Origin of the sequence: Bradyrhizobium sp. USDA 336 (assembly GCF_044908355.1) — a bacterium.
GTDB lineage: Bacteria > Pseudomonadota > Alphaproteobacteria > Rhizobiales > Xanthobacteraceae > Bradyrhizobium > Bradyrhizobium yuanmingense.
In genome coordinates this window covers 156848-171590 of record NZ_JBIYDC010000002.1, presented here as the reverse complement: position 1 = coordinate 171590, position 14743 = coordinate 156848, and the positions used below count along the sequence as shown (strand labels likewise).

Genomic DNA, 14743 nt, shown 5'->3' with positions numbered 1-14743 from the left:
TTCGCCGCCCTACCCTTCCGACAGGCCGTAGCCGGCCATGCGCTGACGGACCCGCTCGATTTCCTCGCTCGGGAGCAGCGGCGGTTGTCCGATCTGCAGACAGCCGTGATATTGCCGCGCCAGCGTCTCGACCTCGACCGCCAGCCACATCGCCTTGTCCAAGGTCTTGCCGATCGCGATCATGCCGTGATGATCGAGCAGGCAGGCGAGGCGGCCCTCCAGCGCCCGCACCGCATGCTCGGACAGCTCCGCCGTTCCGAACGTCGCGTAGGGCGCGCAGCGGATGCTGTCGCCGCCCGCCGCCGCGATCATGTAATGCACGGGCGGGATTTCCATGCCCATGATCGCCAGGATGGTGCAATAGGTCGGATGGGCATGCACGACGGCGTTGACGTCGGGCCGCGACTTCAGGATATCGCGATGAAAGCGCCATTCGCTCGACGGCTTCTGGTCGGGCGCGTGCGAGCCGTCCATGGCCATGAAGACGATCTGGTCCAGACGCATGGCCTCATAGGGCACGCTGGTCGGCGTGACCAGGAGGCCGTCCACATGCCGGACGCTGATATTGCCCGATGTGCCCTGGTTGATGCCGAGCGCGTTCATGCGCCGGCAGGCGTCGATAATGGCCTGTCTCTTGCCGAGCTCGTCCGCTGTCATCGACATGTCGATTTCCTGTCGAGGGCTTATTGGACCGAGTTACGTCAAAGCAACATGACAGTGCAAGCGAAAGCGTTCCAGATCCCGTGACACTCCGACCGAACGGGATAGCGACAGGTTAACAGATTGTCGCAGCTACCAGGGCAGGCGGTCCGGACCGCCGCGACCCCGTTGATGACGAACTGCACGGAATAGGCGGCGAGCAGCATGCCGAGGACGCGCGAGAGCAATAACAAAAGTTAAGGCTGGTGCGGAGGCAATGAGATCGAGCGGTGCAATCGCGAAGCAACCATTCCCGACGATTGCCGTTTCACTGTGCATCGATACGCGAACAGAAGCAGCCGAAGCAATTGCACGAGCCCCGTTCCAGAATTGATCCGCACGATCCCGTTGCCTGCAGCGGTTGGGCGCTTCGATTGGGGACAAACGTCAGAGAGCTCAAGGCGGCGATTCATCAATTCGGCAGCGCAGCGGATGCCGTGGCGTACGGCCTTCAGCAGTGGCGGCGTAGCGCCTCGCGCGGGCAGTGGCAGGGGCGCAGCGGCGCACCGCAGATCGGCATTCTCTCCGATTCCCTGGTCGCGCGCGGCGAACAACTCGCCGCGGTTTCGATGGTCTGCGTCAATGCGATCGGCCTTGTCGCCGGCGCCGTGCCGCGGATTCTGCCCGCGGCGCCGGAAGCCGACATCGATGCCTATCTGGACGGGCTCGACGGCCTCTTCGTCGGCGGCGGACAGACCAACGTCCATCCGTCCCGCTATGGACAAACAGTCGACGAGAAGCGTGACGGCCCGTTCGACGAATTCCGCGACGAGGTCGCGCTGCGCCTGATCCCGCGGGCGCTGGCGCGGGGCATCCCCGCTCTGTTCATCTGCCGCGGCTTCCAGGAGCTGAACGTCGCTTTGGGCGGCACGCTTTCGAAGGAGCCCGACGATTTGCCTGAGGAACAACGCCATGGCACGCCCGACGCGGACAACGAGGATGCCCGCTATCGGCTGCGGCAGAAGGTGGGCTTGCGCAAGGGTGGCGTCCTGCAGCAGATCTGCGGCGCGGATTCGATTCTCGTGAATTCGCTGCACAGCTTCCTGATCGCCGATCTCGCACCGGGCCTCGTCGCGGAGGCCGTCGCCGACGACGGCTCGATCGAGGCCGTCAGCGTCGAGGGCGCCAGCGATTTTGCGCTCGGCACGCTTTTTCATCCCGATTATTGGGCGAGCTCCGACCACGCCTCGGCGCGCATTCTGTCAGCCTTCGGGGACGCGGTTCGCCGCCACGCCAGGGCGCAGCATAGGCTATGCACCGCTACCGCTTCGGCATCGAGGAGGAATACTTCTTGGTCAACCGCCAGTCCGCGGCGCCGCGATCCGAGCTGCCCAAGGCCTACATGGCCGCGGCGCAGAAGCGCCTTGGCGAGCGGCTGACCACCGAGATCCTGCAATCCCAGATCGAGGTGGCGACCCCGCCGCTGACGTCTTCGGTCGATGCGCTGGCCGAGCTCGCGCGTTATCGCGCGGTGCTCACCGAGGTCGGCAAGGACCACGGCGTCGGCATCATCGCGGCCGGCACACACCCGCTGGCGCAGCCGCAGCAGCAGCGCATGACGCGCAAGCGCCGCTACAGCAAGGTCATCAGCGAGCTCGGAATGGTCGGCCTCGGCAACCCGATCAGCGGACTGCACGTCCATGTCGAGGTGCCCGAGCCCGATTTGCGCGTCGAGATCATGCACCGCCTGGTGCCGTTCCTGCCGCTGCTGCTGGCGCTCTCGACCTCCTCGCCGTTCTGGTGCGGCTACCCGACGGGATTGCTGGGCTACCGCAATGCCGCCAACGATGCCCTGCCCCGGACCGGCTTTCCCGAGATGTTTCGGAACCTGTCCGAATACGAGACCTACGTGAAGACCTTGGTCGATGCCGGCATCATCCCCAACGCCACCTATGTCTGGTGGGCGTTGCGGCCCTCGTTGCAGCATCCGACGCTCGAGCTGCGCATCACCGATTGCTGCACGGCGATTGCGGATTCGGTGGCGATCGCGGCGCTGTTCCGCGCGCTGGTCCGCCACGCCGTCCACCATCCCGAGCTGAACGCCACCTATTCGGCCGTGCACCGCGCGCTGGTCGAGGAGAATCGCTGGCGCGCCCAGCGCTACGGAACCGACGGCACCTATATCGACCTGGTCTCGTTCGAGCCGGTCTCATTCAGAAGCTGGCTCGATGCAGTGATCGCCATGGTGGCACCCCACGTCGATCATCTCGGCATCGAAGACGACATCCAGCATCTGAAGTCGATCCCCAAGCGCGGCACATCGGCCCACCTTCAGCTCGAATATTTTCGCGGCTTGCGCAAGTTCGGCCACTCGCCGCGGGAAGCAATCAGCGACGTGACGAAATGGCTGCGGACTTCCACCGAAGCCGGAGACTTCACCGCCCGGGGCGGCGAGCCGAAAGCGCAAGCGGTGCGGCAACCGCTGACCGACCTGGTCTGACGCCGCGGCCGCATGGAACGAGGTTTCGACCGCCGACTTAGCTCAGCGTGATAGCAATGGACAATCGTGGAGACCAATCATGAGCGACAGCGGCATTAGCATGCTCCTGGGCCACGCCTCGGCCCAGATGCTTTGGCTCTGGTTCATCGGCGCGTTCGTGCTCGGCGGGGCGCTCGTTTACGGCGTGATGAAGGCGGGCAACTTGCGCCGCAGCGAGCGGGCGCAGCTCGATCGCAACACCGAGGCACGGCAGCGCCAGGAAGATCCCTACAAGCGCCCGACCTGAGCCTTCGCCGGTTGCAGTTTGGAACTTTCGTTCATGGAGCGGCTTTGATCGCCTGAGGATTGAGGAGGGCGAGGCCTTCCCGTGTTACCTCATGAGGAGGACGTATGGCTAAACGAGCGAAGAAACGCACGACAAAGAAGACCGCGGCGCGCCGGCCGCGTCAGGCGCCGAAGATGCTCAGCGACCTGTTTCTGGAGACGCTGAAGGACATCTATTTCGCCGAGAACAAGATCATCAAGACCCTGCCCAAGATGGCCAAGGCCGCGAATTCCAAGGAGCTTACGGCCGCCTTCAACAAGCATTTGCGTGAGACCCAGGGCCAGGTCAAACGGCTCGACCAGATCTTCAAGATGCTGGGCAAGCCTGCACGCGGCAAGCCGTGCGAGGCCATCAACGGCATTGCCGATGAAGGCGCCGAGATCATGAAGGAGTTCAAGGGCGCGCCGGCGCTCGATGCCGGACTGCTCGCGGCGGCGCAGTCGGTCGAGCATTACGAGATCTCCCGCTACGGCACGCTGCGCACCTGGGCCGAGGAGCTCGGCATGCAGGACGCCGCAAGGCTGCTCCAGGAGACGCTGGACGAGGAAGAGGCGACCGATCGCACGCTGACCGAGCTCGCCACCTCCGTGATCAACCTCGAAGCGGAACAAGAGTACCGCGCCGCAGCCTGACCCGCCCTGCCAATGAACGGAACGTCGCGGCCATGCCGCGGCGTTCGCTTGCCTTGATCGCACGGCGGCGCATAACACGTCAGCGCCACTGCACTGGATTTCCGCACTGGATTTCCCGGGAACTCGCCCCATATGCAGGCTTTCCCACCCCAGAGCCCGCATCATGCAACCCAAAAATCCCCTCGACTGGATGCTGTCCGAAGCCCTGGACTCGCTGACCCGTGCCGATCGGCTGCGTCAGCAGTTCGGCCGCCAGGAAGCCTGCTGGGAGCCGCCGATCGACGTGCTCGAGACCGAGCGTGAGCTCCTGATCCTGGTCGCGCTTCCCGGCGTCAATCCGGACAATGTCGAGACCGTCATCCATGACGGCGTGCTCGTCATCTCGGGTCAGCGCACCCTCCCGCCGGAGCTTCGCAACGCCCGCATCCATCGGCTCGAGCTGCCGCAAGGGCGTTTTGAGCGCCGCATTGCATTGCCCCTGGGCCGCTACGCCATCAGCCGCTTCGTGATGGACGGCTGCGTCGCACTGCGCCTCGCGAAATCCTGAGGTCGATCATGGCCACCGAACAGATGAACAACGAACAAAGCAATAACGACGTGAAGATCCCCGACGACGCGCTGATCATCGTCCCCGTGCGCGAGATGGTGCTGTTTCCCGGCGCGATCGCGCCGATCACGATCGGCCGGGCGAAGTCCATTGCCGCCGCACAGCAGGCGCTGCGCGAGCAGCGGCCGATCGGCATCGTTCTGCAGCGCAGCCCCGAGACCAATGACCCCGGGCCGGACGACCTCTACAGGGTCGCGACCATCGCGAACATCGTGCGCTACATCACCGCGCCCGACGGCACCCATCACATCGTCTGCCAGGGCGTGCGGCGCGCGCGCATCCTCGACTTCCTACCGGGGACGCCGTTCCCGGCCGCGCGTTTCCAGCAGATCCCCGAGCCGGCCACGACCTCGCCCGAGATCGAGGCCCGCGCGCTGAATCTGCAGCGCCAGGCCATCGAGGCGATCGAGCTGCTGCCGCAGGCGCCGCCCGAGCTCGCCGCGATGTTCCAGGGCACCAGCGCGCCCGGCGCGCTGGCGGATCTGGCAACCTCGTTCATGGATATCAAGCCGCAGGACAAGCAGGAGGTGCTGGAGACCATCGACCTCGCTCTTCGCGTGGAGAAAGTGTCGAAGCACCTAGCCGAGCGGCTGGAGGTGCTGCGCATCTCCAACGAAATCGGCCAGAAGACCAAGGCCTCCTTCGACGAGCGGCAGCGCGAGGCGATCCTGCGCGAGCAGATGGCGACGATCCAGCGCCAGCTCGGCGAAGGCGACGGCAAGCAGGCCGAGGTCACCGAGCTGACGGCTGCGATCGCCAAGGCCAACATGCCGCCGGAGGCGGAAGCGCATGCCAAGAAGGAGCTGCGCCGCTACGAGCGCATGCCGGAGGCTGCCGGCGAGGCCGGCATGGTCCGCACCTATCTGGACTGGCTGATCGAGCTGCCCCTGGGCGCTGCCCGCGGAGAAGCCGATCGACATCAAGGAGGCGCGAGCCATCCTGGATGCCGACCATTTCGGCCTGGAGAAGATCAAGAGCCGGATCATCGAATATCTGGCGGTGCGCAAGCTCGCCCCGCAGGGCAAGGCGCCGATCCTGTGCTTCGTCGGCCCGCCCGGCGTCGGCAAGACCTCGCTTGGCCAATCCATCGCGCGCGCGATGGATCGCCCCTTCGTGCGTGTCAGCTTGGGCGGCGTGCATGACGAGGCCGAGATCCGCGGTCACCGCCGCACCTATATCGGCGCGTTGCCCGGCAACATCATCCAGGGCATCAAGAAGGCGGGCGCGAGGAACTGCGTCATGATGCTGGACGAGATCGACAAGATGGGCCGCGGCGTGCAGGGCGATCCGTCGGCGGCCATGCTGGAGGTGCTCGACCCCGAGCAGAACGGGACGTTCCGGGACAATTACCTCGGCGTGCCCTTCGATCTGTCGCGCGTCGTATTCATCGCGACCGCCAACATGCTCGACCAGATCCCGGGTCCGCTGCTGGACCGCATGGAGCTGATCAGCCTCGCCGGCTACACCGAGGACGAGAAGCTGGAGATCGCGCGGCGCTATCTGGTGCGGCGGCAGCTGGAGGCCAACGGCCTCTCGGCCGAGCAGGCCGAGATCGAGCCGGAAGCCTTGAAGCTGATCGTCAAGGGCTACACCCGTGAGGCCGGCGTGCGTAACCTCGAGCGCGAGATCGGCAAGGTGTTTCGCCATGCCGCGGTGCAGGTCGCCGAAGGCACGGCCGCGAAGGTCACGGTGACGGCAAAGGACATCGCCACCGTGCTCGGCCAGCCGCGCTTCGAGGGCGAGATCGCACTGCGCACCAGCGTTCCGGGCGTTGCCACCGGCCTCGCCTGGACGCCGGTCGGCGGTGACATCCTGTTCATCGAAGCCACGCGCGTGCCCGGCAAGGGCGGGCTGATCCTGACCGGCCAGCTCGGCGACGTCATGCGCGAGAGCGTGCAGGCTGCGCTGACGCTGGTGAAGAGCCGGGCCTCTCAGCTCGGCATCGATCCGCAAGCGTTCGAGAAGAGCGACATCCACGTTCACGTTCCCGCGGGCGCAACCCCGAAGGACGGGCCGAGCGCGGGCGTTGCGATGTTCACGGCGCTGACCTCCCTGCTCACCAACCGCACGGTGAGGAGTGACACCGCGATGACCGGCGAGATCTCGCTGCGCGGCCTGGTGCTGCCGGTCGGCGGCATCAAGGAGAAGGTGGTGGCTGCGGCTGCTGCCGGCCTGAAGCGGGTGATGCTGCCGGCGCGTAACAAGCGGGATTACGACGACATCCCGAAGAGCGCGCGGGACACCCTCGAATTCATCTGGCTGGAGCGCGTCGACGAAGCCATCGCCGCGGCGCTCGAGCCGGCTGAAGCCAAGGAAGCGGGCGGAGTGAGGCGATGAAGAAACTGCTGGAAAGAGCGAAGCGATCGCGGAAGACGCAGCGGCTGCGCCAGTTGCTGGATCGCGCGATCGACCGGATTCGCGATGAGCTCGCAGGACCCGAGCCGCGGCTTCAGCCTGTTACGGTCCGGGTGAAGCGCCGCAAGGGTTGAGCCCTCCGTCTCAGGCCCTCGCGGCAACCCCAGACAAAAGGCCCCCTCGTTCGAGGGGGCCTTTGCGTTGTTAGCCCACGGCGTCCTTGGCGGCCTTGACCGGGCGGGCGCGGACGATCTTCCGGGCCGGCTTGGCCTTGAACATCATCTCTTCACCCGTGAACGGGTTGGTGCCCTTGCGCGCCTTGGTCGCGGGCTTCTTGATGACCACGAACTTGGCGAAGCCCGGCACCAGGAACAGGCCGTTCTTCTTGAGCTCCTTGTGGCCGACGTCGGTCAGCGTCTCCATGACGTTCTTGACGTCACGCTTGGAAAGCTCGGTGGCGGTCGCAATCTTTTCGATCAATTGCGATTTGGACATCTGGGTCGGCATCGTGTCTCCTCTGATTCGTTGCCGGTTGCATATTAGACCAACCGTTGAAGGCCTATAGCCTTCTGCACAGTTTTGTCGCGAAATTACGGGCTTTTCTGGCCTGCTGTGACAAAAAACCCTGCTTTTTAGCTACTTCCGGAGCGGAGGAAGCCTCGGGCAGCGGCTTTTGCCTTGTTTCAAAGGCCCGCACGACATCTTGCTAGAACTGATTCGCCGCCTTCGACAAGCGACGACCGGCCCCTTTGTGAAAGGAGGCGCGTGTTTCACCCTGAAAAATAAGGATTGGATCGCGCAGCAGCCGCATTTGCAGATCCTCTCCCTCTCCCCGTTCTTACGGGGGCGCGACGAGCTTTGCTCGCGCTGGGAGGGTCGGGGTGAGGGGCCGCTTCAGCAAAGACGGTGAGAGTTCAGTGCTCGGAGAGTCCCCCTCACCCGGATTGCATCTTCGATGCAATCCGACCTCTCCCCGCAAGCGGGGCGAGGTAAACAAGCTAAACGCGCTCGATGATGATGGCCGGCGCCATGCCGCCGGCGGCGCACATGGTGACGAGACCGCGCTTGAGATCGCGCCGTTCGAGCTCGTCGAGCACGGTGCCGATCAGGATCGAGCCGGTGGCGCCGATGGGATGGCCGAGCGCGATCGAACCGCCGTTGACGTTGACCTTGGCCCGGTCGAGCTTGAGGTCGCGGATATATTTTTCCGCCACCACGGCGAAGGCCTCGTTGATCTCGAACAGGTCGATGTCGTCGATTGTGAGGCCCGCCTTGGCCAGCACCTTGCGCGTTGCCGGCACCGGTGCGTTCAGCATGAGGGTCGGCGAGTCCCCCATGTTGGCCATCGCGACCACGCGGGCCCGGGCTTTAAGGCCATGGGCCTTGGCGTAAGCGGGCGAGGCCAGCAGGATCGCGGCAGCGCCGTCGACGACGCCGGAGGAGTTGCCGGCGTGATGCACGAAGTCGATCTTCAGATCAGGGTACTTTTGCAGGATCAGGCCGCGATAGGTCGTGCCCTTGTCGTCGAGCGCGTAGTCCGCGACGGCGGGAAATGCCGGATTCAGGCTGCTGAGGCCTTCCATCGTGGTCTGCGGCCGCGGGTATTCTTCATGATCCAGCGCCAGACTGCCGTCCTCGTGGTGAACAGGCACGAGGCTCTTCTTGAAGTGGCCGTTCGCGATCGCGTGCGCGGCGCGCTTCTGGCTCTCCAGCCCGAGCGCGTCGACGTCGCTTCGGGTGATGCCCTCCAGCGTCGCGATCGCATCGGCGCAGACGCCCTGATGCGACTGCGGATGCCGTGCCCGCAGACGCAGATTGCCGCTATCCATCATCATCGGACCGCCGCCGCGGCGTCCCTCCATCGACATCATCTCGCAGCCGCCGGCAATGACGAGATCTTCGACACCGGCCATGATGGAGCTTGCCGCCATGTTGACGCTGGTGATGCCGCTTCCGCAAAAACGATCCAGCGTCACTGCGCTGGCACGCACGTCGTAGCCGGCATCGAGCGCCGACATGCGGCCGAGATCGCCGCTTTGCGTTGCCACCTGCGCGCTGCAGCCCCAGACGATGTCGTCGACATCGGCGGTGTCGATGCCGGTGCGGTCAGCGAGCGCGCGCAGCACGGTCGCCCCGAGCTGCTGCGGATGAATGCCCGACAGGGCTCCCTTGCCGGCCTTGCCGATGCCCCGCGGCGTGCGGCAGGCATCAATGATCAGCGCGTCAGGCATTGGCGTCGTCCTCTTGTTTATGCGTGTGTGAGCGTTGTGAATCAGAGGGACTGGCGAGTCAATGCGCGCTGCCTTCTTCCCGCGTGCGGGGAGAGGCCGGATTTTACGCGCAGCGGAAAATCCGGGTGAGGGGGAGCTTCCGCAAACTCAGTAGCAGATGGACTCGCGGAGAGCCCCCTCACCCGGAATTTGCTGTCGCAAATTCTGGCCTCTCCCCGCAGGCGGGGAGAGGCGAAAACACCGAGCCAGCCGCTACGCCCCCGCCGCGTTCTTCGCGATCACGTTGCGGTAGAAGCTGGCGCTGAGCTTTGCCGTGCGGACCTGGGTGTCGAAATTGACGTGGTACAGCCCGAAACGCTTGTTGAGGCCATACACCCACTCGAAATTGTCCATCAGACTCCAGAGGAAATAGCCGCGCACCGGCACGCTTTCGTCGGTGGCGCGCTGGAGCTGGGCGAGATAGTTGCGCAGATACATGATGCGATCGGTGTCGTAGATCTTGCCGTCGGGCGACACCACATCGTCGCCGGAGGTGCCGTTCTCGCTGATATAGATCGCGTCCGTCTTCCAGATCTTCGCCGCCAGCTTCGGCACCCAGTAGATCGTCTCGGGCCCGACGCGCAGCCAGTCCGAATTCATGTGCGGGAACGATTTCGGGATCGGCAGCGGCTTGAAGCCCGCGCCCTGGTCGGAGGCCACGATGTAGTTCTGCGGCGCGTAGATGTTGAGACCGAGAAAATCGACCGGCGAAGAGATGATCTTGAGCTCCGCATCGGTGTATTTCGGCGCGTTGGATCCGGCGTATTTGAGGAAGGCGTCGGTATAGCGGCCCGTCATGATGACGTTGAGATAGCCGGCATTCATCTCGCGCAGCGCGATCTCCGCGGCGCGCACGTTTTCCGGCGTGTCGAACGCAGGCGCGCAGGCATCGATGTTCTCCGCCGGCCCCACCCTGGTGCCGCGGCGGCCATGGGCGCGCACCGCCTGCACTGCGAGCCCGTGCGCCAGCGCGCTGTTGTGCCTGATCTGGTTGACATCGGCTTGCGGCAGCTTCAAGCCCGGCGCGTCGATGCCGACCCCGTAACCGAAATAGACGAAGCGCCCGCTCTCGTTCAACGTGAATACGTTCCTGACGCGGTCGGTGAGGTGCTTTGCGACATAGGCCGCGTAGTCGCCGAAGATCTTGCAGGTCTCGGTCGAACGCCAGCCGCCGAACCGGTCCTCGAGCGATTGGGGCAGATCCCAATGATAAAGGGTCAGCCACGGCTCGATGCCGTTCTTCAGGAGCTCGTCGACGAGACGATTGTAGAAGTCGAGCCCCTTCGGATTGGGCTTGCCGTCGCCCTCCGGAAACAGCCGTGGCCAGGCCACCGAGAAGCGATAGGCCTTGCAGCCGAGTTCCTTGATGAGGGCGATGTCCTCCTTGTAGCGGTGATAGTGCTCGTTGGCGCGGTCGCCGGTGGTGCCGTCCTCGATCTTGCCGGGGATGCGGACGAACTTGTCCCAGATCGAGGCCCCTCGCCCGTCCTCCTCGACCGCGCCCTCGACCTGATAGGACGACGTCGCCGTGCCCCAGAGAAAGCCGGCCGGAAAACCGCCTGCATTGCGCGGCGGCCGCGCCGGCTTGGCTTCGAGGACAAGGGGACTCGCAATCCCGGTTGCGGACAATCCCGCCAGCTTGGCAAACCGGCGGCGCGAGACCCCCTCCGTCATTGATGCTGCTCCACTTCTTTTCGTTTCGGGCCGGCACAATGAACAGTTCCGGGCGATTTGAGAAGCGGGTGGATTCTAGCGTCGACTTGCTCCGATTGAACCGACCAAGACCTGCATCAGCCACTCAATGCCGGCGTCTCTCATCGCCGCCTTGGTTGCGATGGCCCGGATCGTGTCCGGTTTGCGCGCGAAAGGCAGCTCGACGAACACCAAGCCGAAACGGCGCGCGTGGTGCTCCACCAATCGGCGCGGCAAGGCTGCGATCAGGTCAGACCCGGAAAGCTGGGCAAGCGCCATCATGAAATTCGGGACCGTTAACGCGATGCGGCGTTGGAGGCCGCGCTTAGCCAACATGTCGTCGACGAAACCGCGCGGTTCACCACTGAGAGAGACCAGCAAATGTTGCGATTGCGCGAAGGCCGCATGGGTTGGCGCTTTTGACAAGCGATGTCCCTTGCGCATGGCCAGCACAAACTCCTCCTCATAGAGGCTGCGCGCTTCGAACCGCGGTGATACCGAAGGCAGCGGCAACATTGCGACGTCCAGCTCGCGTCTTTCCAGCATGTCGAGGCATTGCTGCCAAGGCTCTCCGGTCGCGCCGTCGCGCGGCGCGGGCATCAGGTGGATCAACCCGATGTCAATGTGCGGCGCGGCAGCTGCGATCGACCGCAACAGCGGACCGGTAGCCGAGACCAGCACCGCATCGGGTGCGCCAATGGTGAACCTGCGGCTGCTCTTTTCGGGGTCGAACGGCGTAGCCGAGCCGAACAGCTGTTCGACGCGCGCGATGATCTCAGCCACCGGCTCCCCTAGCTCCAAGGCCCGTGCCGTTGGAACGACGCCCTTCAGGGTCCGCAGAAACAGCGGATCGTTCAGCAGAAGCCGGAGCCGGCCGAGCGCATGGCTGACCGCCGACGGTGTCAGGCTCAACCGAGCGGCTGCGCGCGCCACATGGCGCTCCTCCAAAACCACACGGAAGAGCACGAGGAGATTGAGGTCGATCCTGGATAAATCAATTTGGTTCAGCATGTTGCTGAAATCATATCGCTGGATTCATTGGGATCAAGGCTTCATGCATGGGGCTCGTCGTTCGATCAGGAGCTGAGAAATGACCAACAAACCGTCCGGGCTGAACAGGTGGCCATGCGAGCAGGAAAAGATATCGCGGCGCTCGATGATGGCCGCTACCGCAGCAATTCCCCTATCCGGTCAGCTTTCGGCCGATGCGGCCGCTGGAAGCGACGCGATAGCGGGCCTCGTCGAACGCGCCCGCGAGAAGAATGCCGCCTTCATGCGTGGCGATGTGGACCGCTGGTCCCAGCTTGTCCGCATCGCGCCCGATTTCACGCTGATGCAGCCCTTTGGCGGGCCTACAAGTCGGGGATTCGACGCTAGTCCCCAGCGTCTGGCTGCCCTCTCCCGATACTTCAGGGAAGGCGAAACCGAACTTGAGGTTTTGCAAACCTATGCATCCGACGCGCTCGTCGCTCTCGTCATGGTCGAGCGCCAGCGCGCCGAGGTGGGCGGGTTGCCGGCTCAAGACTGGTCGCTGCGCGTGACCGAAGTCTACCGCAAGGACGGCACGGATTGGCAACTCGTGCACCGCCATGCGGATCCGCTGGTCCGAAGCATCACCTTGCAACAGGCGGCGATACTCGCCCGGGGATGGCCGGAGGAAAAATGACGAAGCGCCGCAGATGAGCTGGATTCGGAGCCGGCCGGCGGCCAGTCGAGACGACGTGCGATTTCGTCGCGATGATCAGCGCGAGCGCTTCAATTTCGGCAGCTTGTCGGGGTTGAATGCCGGCATCTGCCCTGGTGGTTCAGGTGCGGGCGGCTGTTGTTCCGTGAGGATGAGCGTTCCGTGGAGGATCATGCCCGGCGCCTGAGGTGCCGTCGCGGTGTAGGTCGCGATCTTGCCAGGGCAGCTTCCCTCGATCGTCAACGTCAACTCATCATCGTTGCCGAACACGGTGGCGCGTCCGTCGGTGTGACGCTTCGTCAATACGGTTGCGGTGAAGTGATCTCCATCGATCTGGCAGGTGCCGTGATAGGTCATCAGGCTGTCACGGCCCCAGATCTGGCCGTCTGCGACATGGACGATCCCGGTACCCTGGTCGATCGGCGTCTTGTACCACGCCGCGTAGGTGCCGTCCTTCAGCATGGGAGCAGCCTCCCCTAGTATTCCCACGGCGACAATTGCCATCATTAGCGCCAACAAACGGTTAATGACCGGGCCCGTGCCAATCCGGTCTTTGCTTGCGCAGCTCGGCCTCGAGCTCCTCGATGATGCTGTGAAGCAGACACGCTGCTAGCGGATCGGTCACCTCGCGCTCCAGATGCCGGTACCGCGCAATCTGGAATTCCTGCTCTCTCAACTGGCGCTCTGTCATCAGACTTGCCCTCCGGCGAACCGACGCGGACACGGCCGGAGAGTTTCGTTACAATTTTCAGATCATTTGCGATGGTTTCCAGTCGGTTAAAGCCGCGGCCGGGTTGCGGATTGCCCGAAAAGGCTGCCGCGGCACCGGCTGCACCAGCCTGAGCGCGGCGGTTGACGTCCAGACCATTGCTTCCAATTGCGTGCGCGGCGGGCTTCTGCTAGCTTGAGGTACGTGCCTCATTTCACCTCGCCGGCCGGGTCGGTGACCCGCCTCTGCCGCAACGATGCGGGTAGCGGCTGATTGCCGTGCCGCTGGGGGTGAGGCATGCGCCCAATCCGGGCTCAAGCAGAGTTGGCCATCAAAAAGGGCCGACCGCCTTAGGGGAGGAATGATATGCAGCGTCTCTTGCTTGCAGGTGTGTCTGTTGCCTTCGCGGTTGCAGCGGGTGTCGGCCCGGCCGATGCGGCGGACAAGAAGGTTCTGGCCTTCGTCGTCAATGGCGCGTCCGACTTCTGGAAGATCGCCGAGGCCGGGATGAAGAAGGCGCAGGGCGAACTGCCCAACTACGAGCTCCAGTTCAAATATCCGGAACAGGCTGCGGCCGCCGTGCAGCAGCGCGTGATGGACGACCTCGTCGCCGCCGGTGCCGCCGGCATCATGGTCAGCGCGGTCGATCCGAAGAACCAGACCGAGCATCTCAACAAGGTTGCGTTCCAGACCGTGCTGTTCACCACCGACAGCGACGCGCCGAAATCCAAGCGCGTGGCCTATATCGGCTCCTCCAACACCGACCTCGGCAAAGAGGCAGGAAAGCTGATGGTCAAGGCGCTGCCGAACGGCGGCAAATGCGTCGGCTTCGTCGGCCTGCCCGGCGCCGACAACGCACGCGAGCGCATCGAAGGCGTCAAGGAGACGCTCAAAGGCTCGAAGGTCGAGCTCGTCGACGTTCGCGGCGACGAGATCGACCAGACCCGCGCCAAGCGCAACGTCGAGGACATCCTCGCCGCCATGCCCGATGTAAGCTGCCTCGTCGGCTTCTACTCCTACAACACGCCGCGGATCTACGAGGTGCTCAAGGAGGCCGGCAAGCTCGGCAAGATCAAGATCATCGGCTTCGACGAGGATCCGATCACGCTCGGCGGCGTCAAGGAAGGCAGCATCGTCGGCACGGTGGTGCAGCAGCCGTTCGAATGGGGCTATCAGGGCATGAAGCTGATGGCGAACTACATCGGCGGCAACAAGGGCGGCATTCCGGCCAACGGCATCATCATCGTGCCCGGCAAGGTCATCGAAAAGGTCAATGTCGACGAGTTCATGGCCTCGATGAAGCAGATGCTGAAGAAATAGGAGAGATCCG

The 14743-nt window shown here is 64.2% G+C and carries 14 protein-coding genes and 3 pseudogenes; 9 read left to right on the top strand and 8 right to left on the bottom strand.

The genetic code is table 11. The features are described from left to right. Nucleotides 1-9: 9 nt before the first annotated feature. Entirely contained in the window at nucleotides 10-663 is a 654-nt protein-coding gene (locus tag ABIA45_RS01540) for an L-fuculose-phosphate aldolase (RefSeq protein ID WP_275511486.1), read from the bottom strand. Nucleotides 664-803: 140 nt separating this feature from the next. Further along, nucleotides 804-887 (bottom strand): annotated as a pseudogene (locus ABIA45_RS01535) (MarC family protein); the annotation flags it as partial. 42 nt (nucleotides 888-929) lie between these two features. Here ABIA45_RS01535 and ABIA45_RS01530 point away from each other — a divergent pair. From ABIA45_RS01530 to ABIA45_RS01500, 7 genes and pseudogenes are all read left to right on the top strand, one after another. Further along, nucleotides 930-1847: pseudogene (locus ABIA45_RS01530) on the top strand (gamma-glutamyl-gamma-aminobutyrate hydrolase family protein); the annotation flags it as partial. Nucleotides 1848-1951: 104 nt separating this feature from the next. Then, nucleotides 1952-3139 (top strand): carboxylate-amine ligase, encoded by a 1188-nt coding sequence (locus tag ABIA45_RS01525; RefSeq protein ID WP_157283884.1) that lies wholly within the window; start codon nucleotides 1952-1954, stop codon nucleotides 3137-3139. A 79-nt stretch (nucleotides 3140-3218) separates the two neighbouring features. Next, a complete protein-coding gene (locus tag ABIA45_RS01520) occupies nucleotides 3219-3425 on the top strand; it encodes a hypothetical protein (protein ID WP_036007833.1) in 207 nt (68 codons plus the stop codon). 104 nt (nucleotides 3426-3529) lie between these two features. Then, nucleotides 3530-4096 carry a ferritin-like domain-containing protein gene (locus ABIA45_RS01515; protein WP_271544171.1) on the top strand — a complete coding sequence of 189 codons (567 nt, stop codon included), beginning with the start codon at nucleotides 3530-3532 and terminating at the stop codon, nucleotides 4094-4096. A 163-nt stretch (nucleotides 4097-4259) separates the two neighbouring features. After that, on the top strand, nucleotides 4260-4643 hold the full coding sequence (locus ABIA45_RS01510) for an Hsp20/alpha crystallin family protein (protein WP_024342525.1): 384 nt from the start codon (nucleotides 4260-4262) through the stop codon (nucleotides 4641-4643). Nucleotides 4644-4651: 8 nt separating this feature from the next. Further along, nucleotides 4652-7040, top strand: a pseudogene (gene lon / locus ABIA45_RS01505) (endopeptidase La). Continuing rightward, entirely contained in the window at nucleotides 7037-7192 is a 156-nt protein-coding gene (locus tag ABIA45_RS01500; RefSeq protein ID WP_271544168.1) for a hypothetical protein, read from the top strand. The pseudogene lon and the gene ABIA45_RS01500 overlap by 4 nt, the downstream one beginning before the upstream one ends. A gap of 70 nt (nucleotides 7193-7262) precedes the next feature. On the opposite strand, the gene ABIA45_RS01495 is transcribed toward ABIA45_RS01500, so the two are convergent. The 4 genes from ABIA45_RS01495 to ABIA45_RS01480 form a co-directional block, all read right to left on the bottom strand. Continuing rightward, on the bottom strand, nucleotides 7263-7565 hold the full coding sequence (locus ABIA45_RS01495; RefSeq protein WP_018320691.1) for an HU family DNA-binding protein: 303 nt from the start codon (nucleotides 7563-7565) through the stop codon (nucleotides 7263-7265). A 491-nt stretch (nucleotides 7566-8056) separates the two neighbouring features. Next, nucleotides 8057-9289 carry an acetyl-CoA C-acetyltransferase gene (locus ABIA45_RS01490; RefSeq protein WP_271544166.1) on the bottom strand — a complete coding sequence of 411 codons (1233 nt, stop codon included), beginning with the start codon at nucleotides 9287-9289 and terminating at the stop codon, nucleotides 8057-8059. A 252-nt stretch (nucleotides 9290-9541) separates the two neighbouring features. Further along, on the bottom strand, nucleotides 9542-11002 hold the full coding sequence (locus ABIA45_RS01485) for a GH1 family beta-glucosidase (RefSeq protein ID WP_271544164.1): 1461 nt from the start codon (nucleotides 11000-11002) through the stop codon (nucleotides 9542-9544). A gap of 75 nt (nucleotides 11003-11077) precedes the next feature. Beyond that, a complete protein-coding gene (locus ABIA45_RS01480) occupies nucleotides 11078-12031 on the bottom strand; it encodes a LysR family transcriptional regulator (RefSeq protein ID WP_404650927.1) in 954 nt (317 codons plus the stop codon). A gap of 79 nt (nucleotides 12032-12110) precedes the next feature. On the opposite strand from ABIA45_RS01480, the gene ABIA45_RS01475 reads away from it, so the two are divergent. Continuing rightward, nucleotides 12111-12686 carry a DUF4440 domain-containing protein gene (locus tag ABIA45_RS01475; protein WP_271544160.1) on the top strand — a complete coding sequence of 192 codons (576 nt, stop codon included), beginning with the start codon at nucleotides 12111-12113 and terminating at the stop codon, nucleotides 12684-12686. Between the two features lie 75 nt (nucleotides 12687-12761). Here the strand turns inward: ABIA45_RS01475 and ABIA45_RS01470 are convergent, their stop codons facing one another. Both ABIA45_RS01470 and ABIA45_RS01465 read right to left on the bottom strand, forming a co-directional pair. Then, nucleotides 12762-13166, bottom strand: coding sequence for a hypothetical protein (locus ABIA45_RS01470; RefSeq protein ID WP_271544158.1), 405 nt, complete (start codon nucleotides 13164-13166; stop codon nucleotides 12762-12764). Between the two features lie 61 nt (nucleotides 13167-13227). Further along, entirely contained in the window at nucleotides 13228-13395 is a 168-nt protein-coding gene (locus ABIA45_RS01465) for a hypothetical protein (RefSeq protein WP_271544156.1), read from the bottom strand. Between the two features lie 384 nt (nucleotides 13396-13779). Between ABIA45_RS01465 and ABIA45_RS01460 the strand changes: the two genes are divergently transcribed. After that, nucleotides 13780-14733, top strand: a complete 954-nt coding sequence (locus tag ABIA45_RS01460; RefSeq protein WP_404650926.1) for a sugar-binding protein — start codon at nucleotides 13780-13782, stop codon at nucleotides 14731-14733. Nucleotides 14734-14743 lie beyond the last annotated feature (10 nt).